The 26,056-nt window shown below is 66.2% G+C and carries 20 protein-coding genes; 11 read left to right on the forward strand and 9 right to left on the reverse strand.

Annotated elements, in window-relative coordinates; all coding sequences use genetic code 11:
• Window positions 1–67: 67 nt before the first annotated feature.
• Window positions 68–721 (reverse strand): HAD family hydrolase, encoded by a 654-nt coding sequence (locus TQ98_RS00895; protein WP_044871072.1) that lies wholly within the window; start codon window positions 719–721, stop codon window positions 68–70.
• Window positions 722–866: 145 nt separating this feature from the next.
• Between TQ98_RS00895 and TQ98_RS00900 the strand changes: the two genes are divergently transcribed.
• From TQ98_RS00900 to TQ98_RS00910, 3 genes are all read left to right on the forward strand, one after another.
• A complete protein-coding gene (locus tag TQ98_RS00900; protein ID WP_028629542.1) occupies window positions 867–1,346 on the forward strand; it encodes an RNA pyrophosphohydrolase in 480 nt (159 codons plus the stop codon).
• A 22-nt stretch (window positions 1,347–1,368) separates the two neighbouring features.
• A complete protein-coding gene (gene ptsP, locus TQ98_RS00905; RefSeq protein WP_044871073.1) occupies window positions 1,369–3,648 on the forward strand; it encodes a phosphoenolpyruvate--protein phosphotransferase in 2,280 nt (759 codons plus the stop codon).
• 83 nt (window positions 3,649–3,731) lie between these two features.
• A complete protein-coding gene (locus TQ98_RS00910; protein ID WP_044871074.1) occupies window positions 3,732–4,760 on the forward strand; it encodes a sensor domain-containing diguanylate cyclase in 1,029 nt (342 codons plus the stop codon).
• 94 nt (window positions 4,761–4,854) lie between these two features.
• Here TQ98_RS00910 and TQ98_RS00915 read toward each other — a convergent pair whose 3' ends face one another.
• From TQ98_RS00915 to gshB, 7 genes are all read right to left on the reverse strand, one after another.
• Entirely contained in the window at window positions 4,855–6,126 is a 1,272-nt protein-coding gene (locus TQ98_RS00915; protein WP_044871075.1) for a dihydroorotase, read from the reverse strand.
• On the reverse strand, window positions 6,126–7,133 hold the full coding sequence (locus TQ98_RS00920; RefSeq protein ID WP_044871076.1) for an aspartate carbamoyltransferase catalytic subunit: 1,008 nt from the start codon (window positions 7,131–7,133) through the stop codon (window positions 6,126–6,128). The genes TQ98_RS00915 and TQ98_RS00920 overlap by 1 nt, the downstream gene beginning before the upstream one ends.
• A 37-nt stretch (window positions 7,134–7,170) precedes the next feature.
• The gene (pyrR, locus tag TQ98_RS00925; RefSeq protein WP_044871077.1) at window positions 7,171–7,683 is read right to left on the reverse strand and encodes a bifunctional pyr operon transcriptional regulator/uracil phosphoribosyltransferase PyrR; all 513 of its coding nucleotides are present in this window, start codon (window positions 7,681–7,683) and stop codon (window positions 7,171–7,173) included.
• Between the two features lie 22 nt (window positions 7,684–7,705).
• A complete protein-coding gene (gene ruvX / locus TQ98_RS00930; RefSeq protein WP_044871078.1) occupies window positions 7,706–8,146 on the reverse strand; it encodes a Holliday junction resolvase RuvX in 441 nt (146 codons plus the stop codon).
• Window positions 8,146–8,712: a YqgE/AlgH family protein gene (locus TQ98_RS00935; RefSeq protein WP_044871079.1), complete on the reverse strand. Its 567-nt coding sequence runs from the start codon at window positions 8,710–8,712 to the stop codon at window positions 8,146–8,148. Before TQ98_RS00935 ends, ruvX begins: the two co-directional genes overlap by 1 nt.
• Before the next feature lie 99 nt (window positions 8,713–8,811).
• Window positions 8,812–9,705, reverse strand: a complete 894-nt coding sequence (locus TQ98_RS00940) for an energy transducer TonB (RefSeq protein WP_044871080.1) — start codon at window positions 9,703–9,705, stop codon at window positions 8,812–8,814.
• A gap of 94 nt (window positions 9,706–9,799) precedes the next feature.
• Complete coding sequence (gene gshB / locus TQ98_RS00945) at window positions 9,800–10,756, reverse strand: glutathione synthase (RefSeq protein WP_044871081.1); 957 nt, start codon at window positions 10,754–10,756, stop codon at window positions 9,800–9,802.
• 267 nt (window positions 10,757–11,023) lie between these two features.
• Between gshB and pilG the strand changes: the two genes are divergently transcribed.
• The 8 genes from pilG (at window position 11,024) to TQ98_RS00985 (ending at window position 25,142) form a co-directional block, all read left to right on the forward strand.
• Entirely contained in the window at window positions 11,024–11,431 is a 408-nt protein-coding gene (gene pilG, locus TQ98_RS00950; RefSeq protein WP_003455569.1) for a twitching motility response regulator PilG, read from the forward strand.
• 45 nt (window positions 11,432–11,476) lie between these two features.
• A complete protein-coding gene (gene pilH / locus TQ98_RS00955) occupies window positions 11,477–11,842 on the forward strand; it encodes a twitching motility response regulator PilH (RefSeq protein WP_044871312.1) in 366 nt (121 codons plus the stop codon).
• Between the two features lie 55 nt (window positions 11,843–11,897).
• Window positions 11,898–12,434: a chemotaxis protein CheW gene (locus TQ98_RS00960; RefSeq protein WP_044871082.1), complete on the forward strand. Its 537-nt coding sequence runs from the start codon at window positions 11,898–11,900 to the stop codon at window positions 12,432–12,434.
• A 139-nt stretch (window positions 12,435–12,573) separates the two neighbouring features.
• Entirely contained in the window at window positions 12,574–14,622 is a 2,049-nt protein-coding gene (locus tag TQ98_RS00965; protein ID WP_044871083.1) for a methyl-accepting chemotaxis protein, read from the forward strand.
• Between the two features lie 62 nt (window positions 14,623–14,684).
• On the forward strand, window positions 14,685–15,545 hold the full coding sequence (locus TQ98_RS00970; RefSeq protein ID WP_044871313.1) for a protein-glutamate O-methyltransferase: 861 nt from the start codon (window positions 14,685–14,687) through the stop codon (window positions 15,543–15,545).
• A 9-nt stretch (window positions 15,546–15,554) separates the two neighbouring features.
• Window positions 15,555–23,642 carry an Hpt domain-containing protein gene (locus tag TQ98_RS00975; RefSeq protein WP_103102837.1) on the forward strand — a complete coding sequence of 2,696 codons (8,088 nt, stop codon included), beginning with the start codon at window positions 15,555–15,557 and terminating at the stop codon, window positions 23,640–23,642.
• On the forward strand, window positions 23,639–24,658 hold the full coding sequence (locus TQ98_RS00980) for a chemotaxis protein CheB (protein ID WP_044871086.1): 1,020 nt from the start codon (window positions 23,639–23,641) through the stop codon (window positions 24,656–24,658). Before TQ98_RS00975 ends, TQ98_RS00980 begins: the two co-directional genes overlap by 4 nt.
• A gap of 13 nt (window positions 24,659–24,671) precedes the next feature.
• The gene (locus TQ98_RS00985) at window positions 24,672–25,142 is read left to right on the forward strand and encodes a chemotaxis protein CheW (RefSeq protein ID WP_044871087.1); all 471 of its coding nucleotides are present in this window, start codon (window positions 24,672–24,674) and stop codon (window positions 25,140–25,142) included.
• A 164-nt stretch (window positions 25,143–25,306) separates the two neighbouring features.
• On the opposite strand, the gene TQ98_RS00990 is transcribed toward TQ98_RS00985, so the two are convergent.
• On the reverse strand, window positions 25,307–26,026 hold the full coding sequence (locus TQ98_RS00990) for a 16S rRNA (uracil(1498)-N(3))-methyltransferase (protein ID WP_044871088.1): 720 nt from the start codon (window positions 26,024–26,026) through the stop codon (window positions 25,307–25,309).
• Between the last annotated feature and the right edge of the window lie 30 nt (window positions 26,027–26,056).

Here is a 26,056-nt window from a genome sequence, read left to right on the forward strand (position 1 = left end):
CCTCGGTAGAGCGCAGGATTCGCTGCGCCCACCGAATCACCGGTATGGCGCAGCCTTCCATCTGTTCCTACCGCAGCGAGATCACCGGCCAGCTGCGCTTTTCCGCTTCGGCCCGCAGGTTCGGGTCCGGGTCCACCGCCACCGGGCGGGTCACCTGCTCCAGCAGGGGCAGGTCGTTCATCGAATCGCTGTAGAAGCTGCTGTCTTCCAGGCTGTGGCCGGTCTCGTCCAGCCAGCGGGCGAGGCGGGTCACCTTGCCTTCGCGGAAGCAGGGTACGTCCGTGGTGCGGCCGGTGTAGCGGCCGTCGGCCATCTCACACTCGGTGGCCAGGAGGGTCTCGACGCCCAGGCGCGCGACGATTGGGGCGGTGACGAAGCGGTTGGTGGCCGTGATGATCAGCAGCTTGTCGCCCGCGGCGCGGTGTTCGGCCAGCAGGGCTTCGCCCTTGGGCAGGATGATGGGTTCGATGCAGTCACGCATGAACTCGCGGTGCCACTGGTCAAGCTGCGCCATTTCGGTGCGGCCGAGGATTTCCAGGCTGAAATTCAGGTAATCCCGGATATTCAGACGACCGGCCAGGTAGTCCTGGTAGAACTCGTCATTGCGTGCCTTGTAGGCAATCCCGTCGAGGATGCCGCGTTCGCACAGGTAGTCGCCCCAGGCGTGGTCGCTGTCGCCAGCCAGCAGGGTGTTGTCGAGGTCGAAAAGAGCGAGGCGCACGTCGTTTTTCCTTGCATCGGATCTTCGAAGGGCGGCCAGAATAGCGGCTTTCGCCGAGGCTGCACATTGCGCTGAAGGCTCGCATTGCTGCATTTACGGGCTTTATGGAACAATGCCGGAACATGCGTTTGCGAGGTTGAGTGCCGTGATTGATTCCGATGGTTTCCGCCCGAATGTCGGCATCATTCTCGCCAATGATGTCGGGCAGGTACTTTGGGCACGGCGTATCAATCAGGATGCCTGGCAGTTCCCACAAGGCGGGATCAATCCGCGGGAAACGCCAGAAGAGGCTCTTTTCCGGGAATTGAACGAAGAAGTCGGCCTGGAAGAGCAGGATGTGAAGATTCTTGCCTGCACCCGTGGCTGGTTGCGCTATCGTCTGCCCCAGCGTCTGGTGCGTACCAACAGCCAACCGTTGTGCATCGGCCAGAAACAGAAGTGGTTCCTGCTGCGTTTGCAGTCGGACGAAAACAAGGTACGGATGGACCTGACCGGCAAGCCCGAGTTCGACGGCTGGCGCTGGGTCAGTTACTGGTACCCATTGGGCCAGGTGGTGACCTTCAAGCGTGAAGTCTATCGCCGCGCCCTCAAGGAACTAGCACCGCGCCTGCTGGCGCAAGACTGACCCGGAGAAAGGCTGCCTAGCCATGCTCAACACGCTGCGCAAGATCGTCCAGGAAGTGAACGCCGCCAAGGATCTGAAGGCGGCGTTGGCGATCATCGTGCAACGGGTCAAGGAGGCCATGGGTAGCCAGGTCTGCTCGGTCTACCTGATGGACCCCGAGTCCAACCGCTTCGTGCTCATGGCCACCGAAGGCCTGAACAAGCGCTCCATCGGCAAGGTCAGCATGGCTCCCAACGAAGGCCTCGTGGGCCTCGTGGGCACCCGCGAAGAGCCGCTGAACCTCGAGCACGCCGCCGATCACCCCCGCTACCGCTACTTCGCCGAGACCGGTGAAGAACGCTTCGCCTCCTTCCTCGGTGCCCCGATCATCCACCACCGTCGGGTGATGGGCGTACTGGTGGTGCAGCAAAAGGAGCGCCGTCAGTTCGACGAGGGCGAGGAAGCGTTCCTCGTCACCATGAGCGCGCAGCTCGCCGGCGTTATCGCCCATGCCGAGGCCACCGGCTCCATCCGTGGCCTGGGCCGTCAGGGCAAGGGCACCCAGGAGGCCAAGTTCGTCGGCGTCGCGGGCGCTCCGGGTGCCGCCGTGGGCACCGCTGTGGTGGTGCTGCCGCCGGCCGATCTCGAGGTGGTGCCCGATCGCACCGTCGATGACATCGAAGCCGAGGTCGAACGCTTCAAGCAGGCCCTGGAAGCGGTGCGCGAAGACATGCGCCGGCTCTCCAGCAAGCTGGAAACCCAGCTCCGCCCCGAAGAGCGCGCGCTGTTCGATGTGTACCTGATGATGCTCGACGACGCCTCCATCGGCATGGAGGTCAAGCGCGTGATTCGCACCGGCCAGTGGGCCCAGGGTGCCCTGCGCCAGGTGGTGATGGAGCACGTCACCCGCTTCGAGCTGATGGACGACGCCTACCTGCGCGAGCGCGCCTCCGACGTCAAGGACCTCGGCCGCCGCCTGCTCGCCTACCTGCAGGAAGAACGCAAGCAGAACCTGGTCTACCAGGAAAACACCATCCTGGTCAGCGAGGAGTTGTCCCCGGCGATGCTCGGCGAAGTGCCCGAGGGCAAGCTGGTGGGCCTGGTCTCGGTACAGGGCTCGGGCAACTCCCACGTCGCCATCCTCGCCCGCGCCATGGGCATCCCCACTGTGATGGGGGCGGTCGACCTGCCGTATTCCAAGGTCGACGGCATCGAATTGATCGTCGACGGCTACCACGGCGAAGTCTTCACCAACCCGTCGCCCGAACTGCGCAAGCAGTACAGCGAAGTGGTGGAGGAGGAGCGCCAACTGGTCAAGGGCCTGGATGCCCTGCGCAGCCTGCCCTGCGAGACCCTCGACGGCCAGCGCATGCCGCTCTGGGTGAACACCGGCCTGCTGGCCGACGTGACTCGCGCCCAGGAGCGTGGCGCCGAGGGCGTGGGCCTGTACCGCACCGAAGTGCCGTTCATGATCAACGAGCGCTTCCCCAGCGAGAAGGAACAGCTCGCCATCTACCGAGAGCAGCTCGCCGCCTTCCACCCGCTGCCGGTGACCATGCGTACCCTGGACATCGGCGGCGACAAGGCGCTGTCCTATTTCCCGATCAAGGAAAGCAACCCGTTCCTCGGCTGGCGCGGTATCCGCGTCACCCTCGACCACCCGGAAATCTTCCTCGTCCAGGTGCGCGCCATGCTCAAGGCCAGCGAGGGCCTGGACAACCTGCGCATCCTGCTGCCGATGATCTCCGGCACCCATGAGCTGGAGGAGGCCCTGCACCTGATCCACCGGGCCTGGGGCGAAGTGCGCGACGAAGGTGTGGATATCCCCATGCCGCCGGTGGGTGTGATGATCGAGATCCCCGCCGCGGTCTACCAGACCAAGGAGCTGTCGCGTCAGGTGGACTTCCTCTCGGTGGGTTCCAACGACCTTACCCAGTACCTGCTCGCGGTGGACCGCAACAACCCGCGCGTGGCGGATCTCTACGACTACCTGCACCCGGCGGTGCTCCAGGCCCTGAAGAAAGTGGTGGACGACGCCCACGCTGAAGGCAAGCCGGTGAGCATCTGCGGCGAGATGGCGGGCGACCCGGCCGCCGCTGTGCTGCTGCTGGCAATGGGCTTCGACAGCCTGTCGATGAACGCCACCAACCTGCCCAAGGTGAAGTGGCTGCTGCGCCAGGTCACCATGACCAAGGCCAAGGAGCTGCTGGACCAGTTGCTGGCCATCGACAACCCGCAGGTCATCCATAGTTCACTGCATCTGGCCCTGCGTAACCTGGGTCTTGGCCGAGTGATCAACCCGGCGGCGACCATCCAGGCCTGAGGTGCCGGGCGGCAGTTTTGCCGCGCATGTGCTTTGCTCAAGCACAGAGTCCCAATCGGGTGGCGCCCACCCGCAGGAAGCTTATGGACGAGCCCCTTGACCATTGCTACGGCACCACTCGCGAAGAGATCGAGCGGACGCTCCGCTTCGCCCTGGATATCGTCAGCGACGGCATCTGGGACTGGAATATCCGCACCAATCACGTCAAGCGCAGCCCTGGCTGGTACTCCATGCTCGGCTATCCGTCGGACAGCCTTCCGGAGGACGTGGACACCTGGAAATCGGTGATCCATCCCGGTGATTTCGAGCGGGTGATGCGCAACTTCCAGGCGTACCTGGATGGCGAAAGCCTGATCTACGCCGAGGATTACCGTTGCCGCTGCCGCGACGGCAGCTACCTGTGGGTCAGCGATCACGGTCGTTTTGTCGAGTTTGACGAAGCCGGCAAGGCCACGCGCATGATCGGCGCCCATCGCAATATCCACAGGCGCAAGATGGCCACCCTGGAGCTGCAACGGAAGAACGAGGAACTGCTCACCCTCAATCGCCAGCTCGAAGAACTGGTGGAGGCTCGCACCGAGGCCCTGCGCAAGGCCAACGAGGCCCTCGCCCAGCAGGTGGCCGCCGCCATGCGCCTGAGTGAGACCGATCCGCTGACCCAGGTCTCCAACCGCCGTCACTTCGAGCGCTCCCTGCACAGCGAGTGGCAACGCTTCCAGCGCCACGGGCACAAGACATCGTTGCTGATGTTCGATCTGGACCACTTCAAGCGCATCAACGACAACCACGGCCACCAGATCGGCGACCGCGCCCTGGTGGCGGTCAGCCGCACGGTGCGTGCCGCCTTGCGGGAGGAAGATTGCTTCGCCCGTTGGGGCGGTGAGGAATTCATCGCCCTGCTGCCGGATACCGAACTGGCCTCGGCGCTGCTGCTGGCCGAGCGCTTGCGGTTACAGGTGAGCCAGGCCGATCCCGGCCTTCCCCAGGGGCTCACCGCCAGCTTCTCGGTGGCTACGATGCAGCCGGGCGAAGGCATCGAGTCCTTGCTCAAACGCCTCGACGATGGCCTCTACCGCGCCAAGCTGCGGCGCAACTGCATCGAGTCGGCCTGACGCCCAGGCACTGGAGCGCGCGGCGCACCCTGCCAGGTCGTTCGCTGGAACGAAAAAGCCCGCCGGATGGCGGGCTTTTTCATGGGCGCGCGGATCAGCCTTCGAAGATGATCCGGCCGTCCACCAGGGTGTAGCGCACCTTGCCCGGCAGGCAATGGCCGATGAAGGGGCAGTTGTCGCCCTTGGATTTCCAGGTTTCGCCGGCCAGGGTGGAGGCCTGCGGGTCGAACAGCACCACGTCTGCCGGTGCACCCAGGGCCAGGCGGCCGGCGGGCAGGCGCAGGGCGCGCGCCGGGCCGGCGGTGAGGCGGGCGAGCAGGGTGGGCAGGTCCAGCAGGCCGTCCTGTACCAGGGTCATGGCCAGCGGCAGCAGCAGTTCCACGCTGCTCATGCCGGGCTCGGTGGCACCGAAGGGCGCGAGCTTGGCGTCCGGCTCGTGGGGCTGATGATGGCTGGCGATGGCGGAGATCACGCCGTTCTTCACCGCTTCACGCAGGCCGTCGCGGTCAGCGCGGGTGCGCAGCGGCGGTTGCACGTGGTAGAGGCTGGAGAAGTCGATCAGCGCCTCGTCAGTGAGGATCAGCTGGTACATCGCCACGTCCGCGGTCACCGGCAGGCCGCGTGCCTGGGCCTCCCCGATCATCTCGGCGCCACGGGCGCTGGTGATCTGGCTGAAGTGGGCGCGCACGCCGCTCTGCTCCACCAGCAGCAGGTCGCGGGCGAGCGCCACGGTCTCGGCGGTCTCCGGGATGCCGGCAAGGCCGAGGAAGCTGGCGGTGGGGCCCTCGTGGGCGAGGCCGCCTTCGGCGAGGGAAGCGTCCTGGGAGTGGAAGACCACCGTCAGATCGAAGGTGGCGGCGTATTCCAGGGCGCGGCGCTGGACTCGGTTGCTGGCGAAGGTGGCCAGGCCGTTGCCGAAGGCCACGCAGCCGACGTCACGCAGGGCCACCAGTTCGGACAGCTGTTCGCCGGCCAGACCCTTGGTCAGGGCGCCGATGGGGAAGACCTTGGCGTGGCCGGCTTCCTGGGCGCGGTCGAGGATCATCTCGGCCACGGCCGGGGTATCCAGCACCGGGCGGGTCAGGGGCGGGCAGCAGAGGCTGGTGACGCCACCGGTGACGGCGGCCAGGGTTTCGCTGGCGATATTGCCCTTGCGGCTGTAGCCCGGCTCGCGCAGGGCGACGGACAGGTCCACCAGGCCGGGCGCGGCGACCAGGCCCTTGGCGTCGAGGGTCTTGTCGGCCTGGAAGCCCGCCGGGGCCTGGCCGATGGCTGCCACCTTGCCGCCTTCGAGGAAGAGGTCGGTGACCTGGTCGTGGCCTGAGGCCGGGTCGATCAGGCGGGCACCGAGGATATGAATACGCATCAGTTCAGCTCCTCGGCTTCCTGGTTCAGTTGACGTTGCGCGGCCTGGCCGCTCATGGCCATGGACAGCACGGCCATGCGCACGGCGATGCCGTAGGTGACCTGGTTGAGGATGACGGACTGGGCGCCGTCGGCCACGGCGGATTCGATCTCCACGCCGCGGTTGATCGGGCCCGGGTGCATGACGATGGCGTCCGGCTTGGCCAGCGCAAGGCGCTGGGTGTTCAGGCCGTAGAGCTTGTAGAACTCGCCCTCGCTGGGCAGCAGGCCGCCCTGCATGCGCTCGCGCTGAAGGCGCAGCATGATGACCACGTCGACATCCTTCAGGCCTTCGGCGAGGTCGGTGTAGACCTTCACGCCGTATTGCTCGACGCCTACCGGAATCAGGGTCTTGGGCCCGATCACGCGGATGTCCGGGCAGCCCAGGGTGCGCAGGGCGAGCATGTTGGAGCGGGCGACCCGGGAATGCAGGATGTCGCCGACGATGGCCACCGAGAGGTTTTCGAAACTGCCCTTGTGACGGCGGATGGTGAGCATGTCGAGCATGCCCTGGGTCGGGTGCGCGTGGCGGCCGTCGCCGCCGTTGATGATGGCTACGTCCGGGCACACGTGCTCGGCGATGAAGTGGGCGGCGCCGGAGTCGGCATGGCGCACCACGAACATGTCGGCGGCCATCGCCTCCAGGTTGCGCAGAGTGTCGAACAGGGTCTCACCCTTGCTGGTGGAGGAGGTGGAGACGTTGAGGGTGATGACGTCGGCGGACAGGCGCTGGGCCGCCAGCTCGAAGGTGGTGCGGGTGCGGGTGGAGTTCTCGAAGAACACGTTGCACACCGTCCGGCCGCGCAGCAGCGGGACTTTCTTCACCGCGCGGGCGCCGACTTCGAGGAAGGAGTCGGCGGTGTCGAGGATTTCCGTCAGCAGCTCGCGGGGCAGACCGTCGAGCGAGAGGAAGTGGCGCAGCTGGCCCTGGTCGTTGAGCTGCAGCGGGCGCTTGGCGTCTGTCGGCATGGGGCAGGCCCTGAAAGGTTACGAAGAATCGGGAAGGTCAGGCGGGTGATGCGAGGTCCTGACGCTCTAGGGTGAGCGGCGCGGGGCCGAGCAATTTTACTCGTTCCGTGGCGCCCAGGGACAGGGTTGCGCCCACCACGTCGGGGCGGATCGGCAGCTCGCGGGCGTTGAGGTCCAGCAGGCAGACCAGGGTCACGCTGGCGGGGCGGCCGTAGTCGAACAGCTCGTTGAGGGCCGCGCGCACGGTGCGTCCGCTCATCAGCACGTCATCGATCAGGACCAGGTGCTGGCCCTCGATCTCGAAGGGCAGCACGGAGGGGCGTACCTGCGGGTGCAGGCCGCTCTGGGTGAAGTCGTCGCGGTAGAAGGACACGTCCAGGGTGCCCAGCGGGCCGGACTCGCCCAGTTGCGCCAGGAGGGCCTGGGCAACCCAGACGCCGCCGGTGCGAATGCCGATGAAGCGCGGCTCGGTGATGGAGCGGGCCTTGAGGTGGGCTTGCAGGTCGCTGGCCATCCGCGGCAGCAATTCGGCGGGGTTGGGCAGGGTCATCGGCGGTCCTCGCTTTCTGGAGTCAGGAAGTTGCGCAATTCTCAGCCAGCCAGCCTTCCAGCAGCAGGGCGGCGGCCAGTGCATCGACGGGGCGCTCGCGGTAGCCATCGCGCTGGCCCTGGGCCAGGCGTTGGCCCTTGGCCTCGAAGGTGGTCAGGCGTTCGTCGTGGGTGAACACCGGCAGATTGAAGCGGCCATTCAGGCGTCGGGCGAATTTTTCCGCGCGGGCGCTCATCTCGCTGGGGGTGCCGTCCATGTTCAGCGGCAGGCCCACGACAATGGCGTCGGGCTGCCATTCGCGGATCAGGGCTTCGACCTGCTGCCAGTCCGGCACGCCGTTCTGGGCCTTCAGTACTTTGAGTTCGCGGGCCTGGCCGGTCACTGCCTGGCCCACGGCGACGCCGATCTGTCTGGTGCCGTAATCGAAGCCGAGCAGCAGGCGCAGGGGCTTGGGGTCTGCCATCAGGCGTGCCCGGCCTGGGCGGTGAGCAGGCTGAGGTTCACGCCCAGGCGCGCGGCGGCTGCGGCGAGGCGCTGCTCGGAGGGGGTGTCGAAGAGAATGGCCAGGTCCGCCGGGCAGGTCAGCCAGGCGTTGTCGCTCAGCTCGGCTTCCAGTTGTCCGGCATCCCAGCCGGCATAGCCGAGGGCTACCAGGCTCTTCTGCGGACCGCCGCCGTCGGCAATGGCGAAGAGCACGTCCTGGGAGGTGGACAGGGCCAGTTCGCCCAGTTCCAGGGTGGCCTGGAAGGAATGGCCGGTGGGGTGCAGGACAAAGCCGCGATCCGTCTGCACCGGGCCGCCGGAGTAAATGGGCAGGCCCTGGCAGCGCGCGGGCGGGGTGATTTCCGGGCGCAGCTGCTCCAGCACGTCGCTCAGGCTGAGGCCATTGGGACGGTTGATCACCAGGCCCATGGCGCCCTGCTCGTTGTGCTCCACCAGGTAGGTGACGGTCTGGGCGAAATTGGGATCCGCCATGTGTGGCATGGCGATCAGGAAGTGGTGCTTGAGGTAGCTCGGTGCGCTTTTCATGTCGGCTAGTTTCAGGCTTAAGGCGGCAGGCTTCAAGCGGCATGGCCGCCGATGCCCAGGTCCTGATTGAAGCCTAGAGCCTATACCGGTCTGCTGCCGTCAGTTGCTCGACAGGCGGTCGCCGCGCTCGAAGCGCCAGGTGCGAATGATTTCCAGACGGTCGATGTCCGCCAGGTCGCCGGTGAAGGGGGCGAAGGGCGCGGCGAGGCGGACGATGCGCATGGCGCCCTGGTCCAGCACGGCCTGGCCGGAGGATTCGAGCACCTGCACCTCGTAGAGGGTGCCGTCGCGGTTGATCGATACCAGCAGTCGCAAATTGCCGTAGATGCGTTGGCGGCGGGCTTCTTCGGGGTAGTTGAGGTTGCCGATGCGCTCGATCTTCTTGCGCCACTCTTCTTTGTACCAGGCGCCCTTGTCGCGCATGGTCGAGGCGGCGTTGAGGCGGTGGATGCGCGGGCGTTTGGCGTAGAGCTGGCGCTCCTTGTCCAGTTCGGCCTCGAGGCTGGCGATTTCGGAGGACAGTTGCGAGCTGTCGAACGTGGGCGCCGGCGTGCTCTCGGGCTGGGGCTTGGTCTGCTCGCGCTTGACCGTGGTCTTCTGCGGTTGCGGGCTCTTGGTGGCCACGGCAGCCTTGGGGGCTTCCTTCTTCGGCGCCTGGGGCGGCGCGGCAGGCGGGGTGGTCTTGCGGATTTCCTTGTCCTGGAACGGTGCCTGCTCGGTGGTCTTGGGCGTGGCCTTGTGTTCCAGGGTGCCGCTGCCCTGCTGGTTGGCCTGGGCGAGGAAGTCGGCCTTCTTCGGCTTCTCCTCGCTCTTGAAGGTGGCCAGGGTGATTTCCAGGGTCTTGCTGATCTGCTGCGGGTCGCCAATGGTGAAGCCGACCCCGAGGATCAGCGCCACATGCAGCACGGCGGCGAGGAACAGGGTAAAGCCCAGCCGATCCGCCGGGCGGACGCTGGCGGACAGTTGGGCGGGAGTATTTACGGCTGCGTTCATCGCCAGTCAGCTTGCTTCAGATAGCCGCGCAGTCTGCCGAAGGGAAGCCGGCGGCTGCAAGCCGAAAGCTGTTAGCTGCGTCAAGCTTCACGCTTCACGCGGTGGCTTTCAGCTTGGCGGCGATGGCGTCCATCAGCCGCTCACCGATGCGGGTGTCGTAGGCCTTGTCGATCTCGCGGATGCAGGTGGGGCTGGTGACGTTGATCTCGGTGAGGTGCTCGCCGATCACGTCCAATCCGACGAACAGCAGGCCTTTTTCTCGCAGGGTCGGGCCGACGATGGCGGCGATCTCGCGGTCGCGCTCGGTCAGCGGGCGGGCTTCGCCGCGACCGCCGGCGGCCAGGTTGCCACGGGTTTCGCCCTGGGCGGGGATACGCGCCAGGCAGTAGGGCACCGGTTCGCCGTTGATCATCAGGATGCGCTTGTCGCCGTCCTTGATGGCCGGCAGGTAGCGCTGCGCCATGATCTGCTGGCGACCGTGGTCGGTCAGGGTTTCGAGGATCACCGAGAGGTTCGGGTCGCCGACGCGATGGCGGAAGATCGACGAGCCGCCCATGCCATCAAGGGGTTTGAGAATGATGTCACGCTGTTCTTCGGCAAACTCACGCAGAATGTCCGCTCGTCGACTGACCACGGTCGGCGGCGTGCACTGGGGAAACAGTGTGGCGAAGAACTTCTCGTTGCAGTCGCGAAGGCTCTGCGGGCGGTTCACCACCAGCACGCCGGCGCGTTCGGCCTGTTCCAGCAGGTACGTGGAGTAGACGAACTCGTTGTCGAACGGCGGGTCCTTGCGCATGAGGATCACGTCCAGTTCGGCCAGCGGGGTATCGGCCTCGGCTTCCAGTTCGAACCAGTGATCCGGGTCGAGGAATACCTTCAGGGGGCGCATGCGCGCGCGAGCTTCACCGTTTTTCTGGTATAGGTCCTGCTGTTCCATATAGAACAGCGACCAGCCACGCTCCTGGGCAGCCAGCAGCATGGCCAGCGAGCTGTCCTTCTTGAAGGAGATTTGCGCAATGGGGTCCATGACGATCCCGACGCGAACGCTCATGGGGTGTCTCCGCAACAGGTTTCAAGGGGCGCGCCGAAGCTGGCGGGCCGGTTGGATAAGGCGCTCAGGGTGGCGCCGGTGTTGATTGCGGTCAAGGAAAAATCCTTCCCTAAATAGGGAAGAATCGCAGATGCGGGGGCCGTGTAGCTTGCGTCTGGAGACTGTGCTAAAAAGGCCCGACGATTGGGTTGCAGCCCGTCGATTTCAGGGCCTCAGGCACATATATAAAGCAGAATAACGACTCACCGAGGCGATGGTAGGGCGAACATGGAACAGCATTCCGAGGGTTTGAAGGTCATGGTGATCGACGATTCGAAGACGATTCGTCGGACCGCCGAGACTCTGCTCAAGAAAGTGGGGTGCGAGGTCATCACCGCGGTCGATGGTTTCGATGCCTTGGCCAAGATCGCCGATTCCCACCCGAACATCATCTTCGTCGACATCATGATGCCTCGCCTGGACGGTTATCAGACCTGCGCCCTGATCAAGAACAACAGCGCTTTCAAGTCCACCCCGGTGATCATGCTGTCCTCCAAGGACGGCCTGTTCGACAAGGCCAAGGGTCGCATCGTCGGTTCCGACCAGTACCTCACCAAGCCCTTCAGCAAGGAAGAGCTGCTCGGCGCGATCAAGACTCACGTCCCCGATTTCACCCCGGTGGAGCAAGCCTCCTGAAGTCCGGCCTGAAGGCCGGTGAAGCCTTTCCGTATGGGGAACACCATGGCTCGTATTCTGATTGTTGATGACTCGCCGACCGAGATGTACAAGCTGACCGCGATGCTCGAGAAGCACGGTCACCAGGTACTCAAGGCCGAAAATGGCGCCGATGGCGTGGCCCTTGCCCGCCAGGAGAAGCCGGACGCCGTCCTGATGGACATCGTCATGCCCGGCCTCAACGGTTTCCAGGCGACCCGTCAGCTGACCAAGGACGCTGAAACCAGCCATATCCCGGTGATCATCGTCACCACCAAGGATCAGGAAACCGACAAGGTCTGGGGCAAGCGCCAAGGCGCCAAGGACTACCTGACCAAACCGATCGAAGAAGACACCCTGATCAAGACCCTGAACACGGTACTGGCCGGCTGATTGCCGCGCCGGTCCCTGAAACATAACTATTAGAAACAGGCCAAGGCCGGTCGCCATGTCGGATTCGCAGACACCTTTCCAGCTCCTCTTCGGAATCGACCAGCGCTGTCGCGCGCTGGCCGCGGGGCTGCCTGCGCAACAGCAGGTGGTGCAGAGCTGGAGCGGCATCGGCTTTCGCATGGGTGAGCGCCGGTTCGTGGCGCCCATGGGCGAGGTCAGCGAAGTGCTCCATGAGCCGCGCTACACCTCGCTGCCGGGAGTGAAAGGCTGGGTCAAGGGCGTCTCAAACGTCCGTGGCCGCCTGCTCCCGATCATGGACCTGTGCGGTTTCTTTGGCAGTGAACTGTCACCCCTGCGCAAACAGCGCCGGGTACTGGTAGTGGACCATCAGGAAATCTTCGCCGGGCTGATCGTCGACGAAGTCTTCGGCATGCAGCATTTCCTGGTGGATGCCTTCAGCGAGGAACTGCCTCCGCTGGAGGCCAGCATCCAGCCCTTCATCCACGGTGTCTTCAACCGCGAGCAGCCCTGGCTGGTATTCAGCCCGCATGCGCTGGCGCAGCACCAGGCGTTCCTCGAGGTGGCGGTCTAGGTTCGACGCGGGGCGCCTGGCGCTCCGCACTGGCTATCGGGACAGAGCTCCCGGGGCCCAGGCTTCAAGGTTGGGCCGGCATTGCCGGCCCTTTGGCGTTACATGGGAACAAGTGGTTGGTCCAGGCGGGGGCCCGATAATGAAAATACTGAACACAGGCAATCTGTTTTCCGGGGTGCGCAGCACGTCGCTGATCGCCGGACTCTTCGTGGTCCTGGTCATCTCCATCGTGCTGCTGTTCGCGAACTTCGCGTACCTCAACACCCAGGCGAACTACGACAAGGAGTACATCAGCCACGCCGGTGAGCTGCGTGTGCTCTCCCAGCGTATCGCCAAGAACTCCAGCGAAGCCGCCGCGGGCAAGGCCGAGGCCTTCGCCCTGTTGAAGGACGCGCGCAACGACTTCGACAAGCGCTGGAACGTCCTCCTCAAAGGCGACGAGGTCAGCGACCTGCCGGCCGCACCGGCCGCGGTGAAGGTGGAAATGGACGCCGTGCAGAAGGACTGGGACAGCCTGCGCAAGAACGCCGACGCCATCCTGGCCAGCGAACAGACCGTACTCTCCCTGCACCAGGTAGCCGCCACCCTGGCCGAAACCATCCCGCAGCTGCAGGTCGAGTACGAGGAAGTCGTGGACATCCTCCTCGAAAGCGGCGCACCCGCCAGCCAGGTTTCCGTGGCCCAGCGCCAGTCGCTGCTGGCCGAACGTATCCTCGGCTCGGTGAACAAGGTGCTGGCCGGTGACGAAGACTCGGTCCAGGCCGCCGACATGTTCGGCCGCGACGCCAGCCTCTTCGGCCGCGTACTGAGCGCCATGCTGGAAGGCAACGCGGCGATGGACATCTCCAAGGTGACCAACACCGAGGCGCTGGAGCGCCTGCAGGAGATTTCCGAGCTGTTCGAATTCGTATCCGGCTCCGTGGACGAGATCCTCGAAACCTCCCCCGAACTGTTCCAGGTCCGTGAATCCGCCAACACCATCTTCACCGGCTCCCAGACGATGCTGGACAAGGCCTCCAGCCTGACCAACGGCTTCGAGAACCTGGCCGCTGGCCGTGGCATGAACACCCTGGCCGGCTACTTCCTGGGCGCCATCGCCCTGGGCGCGATCATCCTCATCGGCCTGGTAATGGTGCAGAGCACCCGCAGCCGACTGGCGGAAACCGCGGCGAAGAACGAACGTAACCAGGCCGCGATTCTGCGCCTGCTCGACGAAATCGCCGACCTCGCCGACGGTGACCTGACCGTGGCCGCGACCGTGACCGAGGACTTCACCGGCGCCATCGCGGACTCCATCAACTACTCCATCGACCAGCTCCGCGAACTGGTTGAAACCATCAACCTGACTGCCGTGCAGGTGGCCGCCGCCGCCCAGGAAACCCAAGCCACCGCCATGCACCTGGCCGAGGCTTCCGAGCACCAGGCCCAGGAAATCGCCGGCGCCTCCGCCGCGATCAACGAAATGGCCGTGTCCATTGACCAGGTATCGGCGAACGCCTCCGAGTCCTCGGCGGTAGCGGAACGTTCCGTGGCCATCGCCAACAAGGGCAACGAAGTGGTGCACAACACCATCACCGGCATGGACAACATCCGCGAGCAGATCCAGGACACCTCCAAGCGAATCAAGCGCCTGGGTGAATCGTCCCAGGAGATCGGTGACATCGTGAGCCTGATTAACGACATTGCCGACCAGACCAACATCCTCGCCCTGAACGCCGCGATCCAGGCGTCCATGGCGGGCGACGCGGGCCGCGGCTTCGCCGTGGTAGCGGACGAAGTACAGCGCCTCGCGGAACGCTCCTCCGCTGCGACCAAGCAGATCGAGGCCCTGGTGAAGACCATTCAGACCGACACCAACGAGGCGGTGATCTCCATGGAGCAGACCACCTCCGAAGTGGTCCGTGGTGCCCGCCTGGCCCAGGACGCCGGTGTGGCCCTGGAGGAGATCGAGAAGGTATCCAAGACCCTCGCGGCGCTGATCCAGAACATCTCCAACGCCGCTCGTCAGCAAGCGTCCTCCGCCGGCCACATCTCCAACACCATGAACGTGATCCAGGAGATCACCTCGCAGACCTCCGCCGGTACCACCGCCACCGCGAAGAGCATCGGTAACCTGGCGAAGATGGCCAGTGAGATGCGCAAGTCGGTTTCCGGCTTCAAGCTGCCGGAAACCCAGGACATAGCCTGACCAGGAGAGGCGCCGCGGCCTGAGGCCGCGGCACGACGGCCATGAATCAAGGGCACGACAGCATGCAGACAGGCGGCGTCTGGGCCTTGAAACCCCTGGCCGATATGACGACAGCGGAGTTCCACGACTGGCAATCGCTGCTCGAGGAACGCACTGGCGTGGTGGTCAGCGAGCAACGCCGCTCCTTCCTCCAGGCCAACCTCACCGCGCGCATGCGCGAGCTGGGGGTGCAGGACTACGCCAGCTATTACCGCCAGGTCACCGATGGACCTCGCGGGGCAGTGGAGTGGTCCAACCTGCTGGATCGCCTGACGGTGCAGGAAACCCGTTTCTTCCGCCACGGGCCCTCCTTCGAACTGCTTGCCGGCTACCTGCGCGGGCGTGTCGAGGCGGGCCTTGAACGGCCCCTGGAAATCTGGAGCGTTGGTTGCTCCAGCGGTGAAGAGCCTTATTCCCTGGCCATGGTGGCCGCCGAGGCCCTCGCCGGGAGCGGGCATCCGGACTATTTCGGCGTGACCGGCACCGACATCAGCCTCAGCGCGCTGGGCAAGGCCCGCGAAGGGGCGTACGGCGCGCGGCGCCTGGAGCAATTGGAGACGGGGCTCGTCGAGCGCTATTTCCAGGCCCAGGCCAATGGCCGTTACAAGATTGTGCCGAGCCTGGCAGCACGGGTGTGCTGCGCCAGGCTCAATGTGCTGGAACTGGCCAAGGCGCCAATGTCCGGCATGGACGTAATTTTCTGTCAGAACCTGTTGATCTACTTCCGCCGCTGGCGTCGCCGGGACATCCTCAATCGCCTGGCCGAGCGCCTGGCGCCGGGAGGCCTGTTGGTGCTGGGCGTCGGCGAAGTGATGGGTTGGCAGCACTCGGACCTCGAACCGGTGCCCAATGAACAGGTTCTGGCATTCACCCGGAAGGGATAGCAGACGGCTATGACTGATCGGCACGACTACGTCGCCCTCGAGTGGGTAAAGGGCGAGATCGCGGAAACCCTGAAGCAGGCACGACATGCCCTTGAGGCTTTCGTCGAAAACCCGCAGGACCCGACGCGCATGCGTTTCTGCCTGACCTATATCCATCAGGTCCAGGGCACGCTGCAGATGGTCGAGTTCTACGGCGCGGCCCTGCTTGCCGAGGAAATGGAACGCCTGGCCCACGCCCTGATGGAAGGCCGCACGGCCAACCGTGGCGAGGCCCTGGAAGTGCTGATGCAGGCCATCCTGCAACTGCCGCCCTACCTGGACCGCATCCAGAGCGCCCGCCGCGACCTGCCCATGGTCCTGCTGCCGCTGCTCAACGACCTGCGCGCCGCCCGCGGTGACAACCTGCTGTCGGAAACCAGCCTGTTCGCCCCGGACCTGTCCAGCGTGATGCCGGCACTGTCCATGGACAGCCTGGCACGCATGCGCACCGCCGAGCTGCCGGTGCTGCTGCGCAAACTGCGGCAGATGTTGCAGACCGCCCTGGTGGGCGTAATCCGCAATCAGGACCTGGCCGCCAACCTCGGCTACATGGCGCGGGTCTTCGCCCGCCTCGAATCCCTCTGTCAGGACGCCCCCCTCGGCGCACTCTGGCAAATCGCTTCCGGCCTGGTGGAAGGCCTGGCCAACGGTTCCGTGGTCAACGGTTCCTCGGTGCGCAACCTGCTGCGCCAGGTGGACAAGGAACTCAAGCGCCTGCTCGACCAGGGCGCCGATGGCTTCAACCAGGCCGCGCCTGAAGAGCTGGTGAAGAACCTGCTGTTCTACGTCGCCAAGGCCCCGGCCCAGTCGCCGCGCATCCGCGCCCTCAAGGAGCGCTACCGCCTCGACGACGCCCTGCCGGACACCGCCGTGGTGGACGAGGAACGTGCTCGCCTCGCCGGCCCCGACCGCGACGCCATGCGTTCGGTGGTCACCGCCCTCTGCGAGGAGCTGGTGCGGGTCAAGGACAGCCTCGACCTCTTCGTGCGCAGCGACCGCAGCGGCGTCACCGAGCTGGATTCGCTGCTGCCGCCCCTGAAACAGATCGCCGACACCTTGGCCGTGCTGGGCTTCGGCCAGCCGCGCAAGGTGATCCTCGACCAGATCGACGTGATCCACGGCCTCTCCCTCGGCCAGCGCGAGCCCAGTGATGCCGTGCTGATGGATGTGGCCGGCGCGCTGCTCTACGTCGAAGCGACCCTGGCCGGCATGGTCGGCCCGGCGGAAGAGGGCGCGGCGGAAGAGAGCCACCTGCCCACCACCGACGTGGCGCAGATCCACCAACTGGTGATCAAGGAAGCGCGCAACGGCCTGGAACAGGCCAAGGACGCGATCATCGAGTTCATCGCTTCCCAGTGGAACCACGAACACCTGGCCCGGGTGCCAGAGCTGCTGACTCAGGCCCGTGGCGGCCTGGCGATGATCCCGCTGCCCCGCGCCGCCGCCCTGCTGGCAGCCTGCAACCGCTACATCCAGGAACAGCTCCTGGCGCGCAAGGCCGTGCCCAACTGGCAGAGCCTGGACACCCTCGCCGACGCCATCACCAGCGTCGAGTATTACCTCGAACGCCTGTCCGAGGACCATGCCGCCCAAGGCGACCTGATCCTCGACGTGGCCGAGGAAAGCCTGACCGCCCTGGGCTATCCGGTGCAGGAGAAGCCCTCCATCCTCGACCAGGTGGAAGAGGAAGAGCCCCTGGCGCCCCTGGCCGACCCGGTGCAGGAAATCGAAGTGCTGGCCGCCGAAGAGTCGGAACTCAGCCAGCATCTGGACCCGGAAGACCAGCCGGAAGCCGCCATGCCGGAGGCATCCCTCGCCGAGGTGCTGCCCTTCGAGCCCGTCACGCACATTGCTGCGGAAGAAACACAGGTTGCTGAAAGCGCCGAGCTCAGCCTGGAGGCGCCGCTGGAACCAGCCGCCGACAGCGAGCTGCTGGTTTCCGACGACAACTGGAGCCTGGGCGAACTGGAAGCTGAGCCGCAGGCGGAAAGCATCGACCTGAGCCTTGATGCTCCTCTGGAGCTGGCCGAAGCCGCGCCGCAGCCGGCCGCCGACGGCGAGCTGCTGGTTTCCGACGACAGCTGGAGCCTGGGCGAACTGGAAGCCGAGCCGCAGGCGGAAAACATTGATCTGAGCCTCGACGCGCCGCTGGAGCTGGCTGAAGCCACGCCGCAGCCGGCCGCCGACGGCGAGCTGCTGGTCTCTGACGACAACTGGAGCCTGGGCGAACTGGTTACCGGACCCCAGGCCGAAACTATTGATCTCAGCCTCGACGCTCCCCTGGAACTGGCTGAAGCCACGCCGCAGCCGGCCGTCGACGGCGAGCTGCTGGTCTCTGACGACAACTGGAGCCTGGGCGAGCTGGATACCGGACTCCAGGCCGAAACTATTGATCTCAGCCTCGACGCTCCCCTGGAACTGGCTGAAGCCACGCCGCAGCCGGCCGTCGACGGCGAGCTGTTGGTCTCCGACGACAACTGGAGCCTGGGCGAACTGGTTACCGGACCCCAGGCGGAAAGCATCGACTTCAGCCTGGACGCGCCGCTGGAACTGGACGGCGAGTCGGTGCTGGCACTGGAGCCCGCCCTTGAGCTGGGCGACGGCGATGCCTTGCCGAGCCTCGACCTGGCCGAGCTGGACAGCCTGCCCGCCGAGGCAGAAGTGCCGGAGGCGGAGGAGGGCGAATTGCTCGACTTGAGCCTCGAAACCCCGCTGGATTTCGAGGACGGCCAGCCGCTGCCCAGCTTCGACCTGGCCGATCTGGAAGAGCTGCCGCCGGCGCTGCCGGGTGACCAGCCCGGCCTCGACATGCCGGCGCAAGCCGCCGACGCCTTGCCGAGCCTGGACTTCGACGAGCTGGATGCCCTGGCCGGTGGCGAACCGATCGCCGAACTGGATTCCCTGAGCCTGGAAGAGCTCCCGGCGCCCCTGGAGTGGGATGAGGCCGCCCTTGCCGAACTCGGCCTGCCCGAGGTGGAACTACCCGCTGCGCCGGAAGGGCCCGTGGCGGAAGAACCCGCCGCCGAGCGTCCGCTGTCCCTGGCTGAGGTGATGGCCGTGCCGGTGCCGGCGTTCAACCCGCCCGCCCGTGACGTGCCGCCCAGCCTGCTGCCGCCGCCCGCCGACGAAGAGCCGATTGAAGACGAGCTGCAGGAAGTCTTCATCGAGGAGGCCGGCGAGGTGCTGGAAACCCTCGCCGAGTACCTGCCGCGCTGGCGTGCCGACAGCAACGACCGCGATGCCCTGGGCGAAGTGCGCCGCGCCTTCCACACCCTCAAGGGCAGTGGCCGGATGGTGCGCGCCCTGATCATCGGCGAGCTTTGCTGGTCGGTGGAAAACCTGCTGAACCGCGTGCTCGACCGCAGCATCGGTGCCGATGAACCGGTGCAACAGGTGGTTCAGGACGTGGTCGACCTGCTGCCGGAACTGGTCGAGGAATACGCCGCCAAGGCCCAACGCCAGCGTGACGATGTCGACTTGCTGGCCGCCACGGCTCACGCCCTGGCCAAGGGGCAGAGCCTCCCAAAATCTGACGCCCCGGGTTCAGAGCAGGCCGTCGAGCCCGCGGGCGAGCTGCATGCTCCTGTCATCACCGAAAGTGGCGAAGCGCTGGACCCGCAGTTGCTGGAAATCTTCCGCAACGAGGCCGAGCTGCACCTGGACACCCTCGCCGGCTTCCTCAAAGCCTGCGACCAGGAACTGCCCCAGCCGGTGAGTGACGACCTCCAGCGCGCCCTGCACACCCTCAAGGGCAGCGCGCACATGGCGGGCATCCTGCCCATCGCCGAGATCGCCACGCCGCTGGAAAAAATGGCCAAGGAGTTCAAGACCAACCTGCTCAGCGTCGACCTCTCCGAGGCCGAACTGCTGCGCGAGGCCCTGGGCCTGTTGCGCCAGGGTGTGGCCCAGCTGGAGAGCACGCCGCTGGTGACCGTCCCCGGTACCGAGGCCCTGCTGGACCGTGTGCGCCAGCTGCACCAGAACCGCCTGGAGGCCGCTGCCGCCAGCCGTCGCGACGACAAGGGAGAATCCCGCGATCCGCAGATGATTTCCCTGTTCCTCGCCGAGGGCATGGACATTCTGCTGGATGCCGAAGACCTGCTGCGCCGCTGGCGCGAGCATCCGGCGGAGCGCCAGGAGCTGGGCGCGCTGCTGGAAGAACTGGCTACCCTCGGCCGGGGTGCCGAGATGGCCGAACTGCCGCAGATCGAAGAACTCTGCGAGGCCCTGCTGGATATCTATGGCGCCGTGGACGAAGGCAGCCTGCCGGTCAGCGAGCGCTTCTTCAGTGAGGCCGAGGCTGCCCATGAAGCCCTGATCGGCATGATGGATCAGGTGGCCGCAGCCCTTGAGGTTACCCCCCAGCCCGAACGGGCCCAGGCCCTGCGTGACCTCCTGCAGGACGTGGTGGACCCGGCGGCGCTGGCGCTGCTGGAACCCGATGCCGCGCCCGCGCTGGACGTCGAGGAGCTGGATGGCGCCCTGGCCGACTGGGCGCCTGCCGAAGCCACCCCGCCGCTGCCGGAGTTGGCGGAAGAACCCGTGGCGCTGCGCGAAGTCACCGTGCCGGAGCTGGCCGCCTTCGATCCGACAGACGAGTCCGCCACCGTGCCCCTGGATGACGTGCCGGCGGCGCTGGACGAAGAGATGGTGGACATCTTCCTCGAAGAGGCGGTGGACATCCTCGACAGCGCCGGCAAGGCCCTGGAGCGCTGGCTCGGCGAGCCGGACAACAAGCCGGCCCTGCAGGCCCTGCAACGGGACCTGCACACCCTCAAGGGTGGCGCCCGCATGGCCGAGATCCGTCCCATCGGCGACCTCGCCCATGAGCTGGAGTCCCTTTACGAAGGCCTGGTAGACCGCCGCTACAGCCCATCGCCGCGCCTCGCCGGCCTGCTGCAAAGCAGCCACGACTGCCTGGCCGCGTTGCTGGATCAGCTCCAGGCCCGTCGCGCCCTCACCGATCCGCTGCAACTGATCCAGGACATCCGTGGCTACCGCCAGGGTGGCGCCCAGAGCCTGTCGGCGGCCGTGGTGCAGCCGATGCCCGACTTCGAAGCCTTCGACGACGAAGAGGCCGAGGGCGAAGACCTCATCGATCTCCACGAGCCGCTGGATGCCGCCAATGACGAGCTGGATGACATCGCGTCCGGCCTGCTGGAGCAGCCCGATGCCGAAGTCGCCCTCGACGAACCGCTGCCACTGAAGACCGCCGCAGAACCGGCCGCCCACAGCGCGCCCGAACTTCAGGTTTTCGGCAGCGAGCAAGACCCGGAGCTGGTGGAAATCTTCCTTGAGGAGGGTTTCGACATCCTCGACAGTGCCGGCGCTTCCTTGCAGCGCTGGATCGAGGACCCGGACAACAGCCTCGAAGTCGAGGCCCTGCAGCGGGACCTGCACACCCTCAAGGGCGGTGCGCGGATGGCCGAAATCGGCCCCATCGGCGACCTCGCCCATGAACTGGAATTCCTCTACGAAGGCCTCTGCGGTGGCCGCCTGCGCGCCAGCCCGGCACTGTTCGGCCTGCTCCAGTCCTGTCAGGACCGCTTGAGCGAAATGCTCGACGCGGTGCGCGCGCGCCGTCCGCTGCCGGAAGGCCGGTCGCTGATCGAGGCCATCCAGCGCTGGCGGACCAACCCCGACGAGCAACTGAGCGTGCCCACCAGCGTGCACTTGCAGCCGGCGGTGGAAGACGACCTGGATACGGTGGCCGAGGCCGACATTCTCGACATCTTCCTGGAAGAGGCCGACGACCTGCTGGAGGCCATGGAAACCGCCATCGGCCGCTGGGAAGAGGCGCGCGAGGATGGCGCCCATCTCGAAGAACTGCTGCGAGTCCTGCATACCCTCAAGGGCGGTGCGCGACTGGCCGGGCAGAAGCGTCTGGGCGACCTCACCCATGACCTGGAACAACACCTGATCGAGGCCCAGCAACAGGGCGCGCCCTGGCCGGAAAGCCTGTTCCTCGATGTGCAGTCCGGCTATGAGGGCCTGCAGGCGGAGCTGGAAGAGCTGCGCCAGCAATTGAATCGGAGCCTGGCTGAAGACCTGCCGGCACCGGCCCACGCCCCGGTGCCGAATGCACCGGAAGCGCCCCAACTGAGCAGCCCGATCGTGGCCGCCAGCGTGCAGCCCTTGGTCGTCAGCGAAGAGCGCGTGCTGCCTTTCGTCCGGCGTGCCCAGGAAGCCGCCCAGGATGCTGCGGCGCGTCGCGCCCCCCAGGAACTGGTGAAGGTGCCGGCGGAGCTGTTGGAAGGTCTGGTCAACCTCGCCGGTGAGACCTCCATCTTCCGTGGCCGCGTGGAGCAGCAGGTCAGCGACGTCAGCTTCACCCTGAGTGAAATGGAAGCCACCATCGAGCGGGTGCGGGACCAACTGCGCCGCCTCGACACCGAAACCCAGGCGCAGATCCTCAGCCGCTACCAGGCCGAGGCCGAGCGCGCGGGCTACGAGGACTTCGACCCCCTGGAAATGGACCGCCATTCCCAGCTGCAACAGCTGTCGCGGGCACTGTTCGAATCCGCCTCCGACTTGCTGGACCTGAAGGAAACCCTCGCGGCGAAGAACCGCGACGCGGAAACCCTGCTGCTGCAACAGGCGCGGGTGAATACCGAGCTGCAGGAAGGCCTGATGCGCACCCGCATGGTGCCCTTCGACCGCCTGGTGCCGCGTCTGCGCCGTATCGTGCGGCAGGTGGCCAGCGAACTGGGCAAACAGGTGGAGTTCGTCGTCGGCAACGCCGAAGGCGAGATGGACCGCACCGTGCTGGAACGCATGGTGGCGCCCCTGGAACACATGCTGCGCAATGCCGTGGACCACGGCATCGAGAATGCCCAGGCACGTCGCGCCGCCGGCAAGTCGGAGAGCGGCACCATTCGCCTGAACCTCGGGCGCGAGGGGGGCGACATCGTCCTGACCCTGGCCGACGACGGCGCCGGCATCAAGCTGGAAGCGGTGCGCCGCAAGGCCATCGAGCGCGGCATGATGGACGCCGAGTCGGACCTGTCGGACCACGAGGTGCTGCAATTCATCCTCGAGCCGGGCTTCTCCACCGCCGACAAGGTCACGCAGATTTCCGGCCGTGGCGTCGGCATGGACGTGGTGCACTCCGAGGTGAAGCAGCTCGGCGGCACCATGAGCATCGACTCCACCCCAGGCGAAGGCACCCGCTTCCTCATCCACCTGCCGTTCACCGTGTCGGTGAACCGTGCGCTGATGGTGCTGTCCGGCGAGGACCTCTATGCCATCCCGCTGAACACCATCGAAGGCATCGTGCGGGTGTCCCCGTACGAGCTGGAGGCCTACTACCAGCCGGATGCGCCGCGCTTCGAATACGCTGGCCAGAACTACGAGCTGAAGTACCTGGGCGATCTGCTGAACAACGGCCAGCATCCCAAGCTGGTGGGCCAGGGCCTGCCACTGCCGGTGATCCTGGTGCGCTCCAGCGAACATGCCATGGCAGTGCAGGTCGACTCCCTGTTGGGTTCCCGCGAAATCGTGGTGAAGGGCCTCGGCCCGCAATTCGCCGGGGTGCACGGCATCTCCGGCGCCACCATCCTCGGTGACGGCCGCGTGGTGGTGATCCTCGACCTGCTGGCCACCATCCGCTCGCGCCACGCGCACCTGGTCCAGCCGCAACTGCGCTCGGCCAGTGCCAACCTGTTGCCGGTGGAAACGGACGTCGAGCGTCCGCCGCTGGTGATGGTGGTGGACGACTCGGTGACCGTACGCAAGGTCACCAGCCGCCTGCTGGAGCGCAACGGCATGAACGTGCTCACCGCGAAGGATGGGGTGGACGCCATCTCCCTGCTGCAGGAGCAGCGCCCGGACATCATGCTGCTGGACATCGAGATGCCGCGCATGGACGGCTTCGAGGTGGCCACCCTGGTACGCCACGATGAGCGCCTGAAGGATCTGCCAATCATCATGATTACCTCGCGTACCGGCGAGAAACACCGCGAGCGCGCCATGGCCATCGGCGTCAACGACTACCTGGGCAAGCCGTACCAGGAGTCCCTGCTGCTCGAAACCATCCAGCATCTGGTCAAACGGACATGACAGAGAAGACTTCCGCACGCATTGCCGTACTCGCCGACACTTCGCTGCAGCGCCATGTGCTGCAGCAGGCCCTGACCGGCAATGGTTACCAGGTCGTGCTCAACAGTGACCCCGCCCGGCTCGATGAAGAAGCCCTGACGGCCTGCGAGACGGACCTCTGGCTGGTGGACCTGGCGATGTCCGAGGATTCGCCCCTGGTGGACAACCTGCTGGAGCGCGCCAGCGCGCCGGTGCTATTCGGCGAGGGCCACGCTCCGGAGCGCCATTCCGAGCACTATCCGCGTTGGGAGCGGCGCCTGTTCGGCAAGCTCAAGCACCTGGTGGGCGACCCGGCGGTGGCCGTGGGCCCGAGCCTGGAGACCCTGCTGGCCGAAGCCCAGCGCCCCTCGCGCCTGGATCTGCCCAAGGCCCTGGCGGATACCCCGCTGGTGGCGGGTGAGCCGGCCCGGCAGGTCTGGCTGCTGGCGGCCTCGCTAGGGGGGCCGGCGGCGGTGAAGGCATTCCTCGACGCCCTGCCCGGTGGCCTGCCCATTGGTTTCCTCTACGCCCAGCACATCGATCCCAGCTTCGAGGGCGTCTTGCCCCAGGCGGTGGGCCGCCACAGCCAGTGGCACGTCAACCAGGCCCGCCCAGGCGATGCCGTGCGTTGCGGTGAAGTGGTGGTGGTGCCCATCAGCCGCGAACTGAACTTCGCCGACGACGGCCGCATGCTGGTGGGCGATCGCCCCTGGCCGGAACCCTACAGCCCCTCCATCGACCAGGCCATGCTCAACCTGGGCCAGCATTTCGGCGCCTTGTGCGGTGTCATCGCGTTCAGCGGCATGGGCAGCGACGGCAGTGCCGCCGCCGCTTACCTGCGCCGCCAGGGCGGTTTGATCTGGACCCAGAGCACCGACAGCTGTGCCTGCCCGAGCATGCCGGACAGCCTGCGAGAAGGCGGATACAGCAGCTTCAGTGGCGATCCGCGCGAACTGGCCGCGGCGCTGGTGGAGCATCTGGCCGCGCAGGTCAGCTAACCCAGGACTTTCCATGAGCCAAGCCGTTACCACCCAAAACAGTGCCAGCAGCCTTACCGGGCTGCTGTTGCCGCTGTCCGATCGTACCCTGCTGGTGCCCAACGTGGCCCTGGCCGAACTCATCCCCTACCGCGCGCCCCAGGCGACGCCGGGCCTGCCGACCTGGTTGCTGGGCCAGGTGGCCTGGCGCGACTTGCGCCTGCCGCTGCTGTCGTTCGAAGCGGCCGCCGGCGGTGAAGCCAAGGTCGGCCCGGGTGCCCGGGTGGCCGTGCTCAACGCCCTTGGCGGGCGCCCTCATGTGAAATTCATTGCGCTGCTGCTGCAGGGCATCCCCCGCTCCCTGAAGGTGGAAGAAAACCTGCCCCGCGCCAACGCGCCCCTGTCGGTGATGGAGCTGGAATCGGTGCAACTGGGCACCGAGGTGGCGAAGATCCCCGACCTGATTGCCCTGGAGCAGATGCTGGCGGATGCCGGCCTGATCTGACTCAGGCAGCGTTCGGTTGGGCACCGATGGTGGATACAAATAGCGTTATCCACCCTACGCACTGCGGAATCGCGGTGCGCACGGCGCACCCTACGGGACGGCCTTCACTGTGGGGGCGAATTCATTCGCCAAGCTGGCCGAAGGGCTGCCCATGAGGCCCGCCCTCAGAAATCTCCCCAGAGCTGCTGCGCCACGCTGAGCGCCACCACGGGCGCAGTCTCGGTACGCAACACGCGCGGGCCCAGGCGGGCCGCGTGGAAGCCTGCGCTCCTGGCGCTCTCCACTTCAACGTCAGACAGCCCACCCTCCGGCCCGATCAGGAAGGCCAGGGTGCCGGGCTTGGCGTGGCTGGCCAAGGGCTCGGCCACCGGGTGCAGCACCAGCCTCAGATCCGCCTGCACGTCGCGCTGCCAGTCCGCCAGGGTTACCGGGGAGTGGATCACCGGCAGCACCGAGCGGCCGCACTGCTCGCAGGCGCTGATGGCTACCTGGCGCCAGTGAGCCAGGCGCTTGTCGGCGCGCTCGTCCTTCAGGCGCACTTCGCAGCGCTCGCTGACGATGGGGCTGATCTCCGCCACGCCCAATTCGGTGGCCTTCTGGATCGCCCAGTCCATACGTTCGCCGCGGGACAGCCCCTGGCCCAGGTGCACCCGCAGGGGCGACTCGGCCATGCCGGCGAAGGACTCCCGCAACTCGACCCGCACCGCCTTCTTGCCCACGTCCACCAACTCGCCGAGGAATTCCTGACCGGAACCGTCGAACAGCTGCACGGCGTCGCCGGTCGCAAGGCGCAGCACGCGGCCGATGTAATGGGCCTGGGCTTCGGGCAGCTCGTGCTGGCCGAGGGAGAGCGGAGCGTCGATGAAGAAGCGGGAGAGGCGCATGGGCAGTCGGGCAAAGGAGAGGACAGGCGC

The organism is Pseudomonas sp. LFM046 (genome assembly GCF_000949385.2).
Lineage (GTDB): Bacteria > Pseudomonadota > Gammaproteobacteria > Pseudomonadales > Pseudomonadaceae > Metapseudomonas.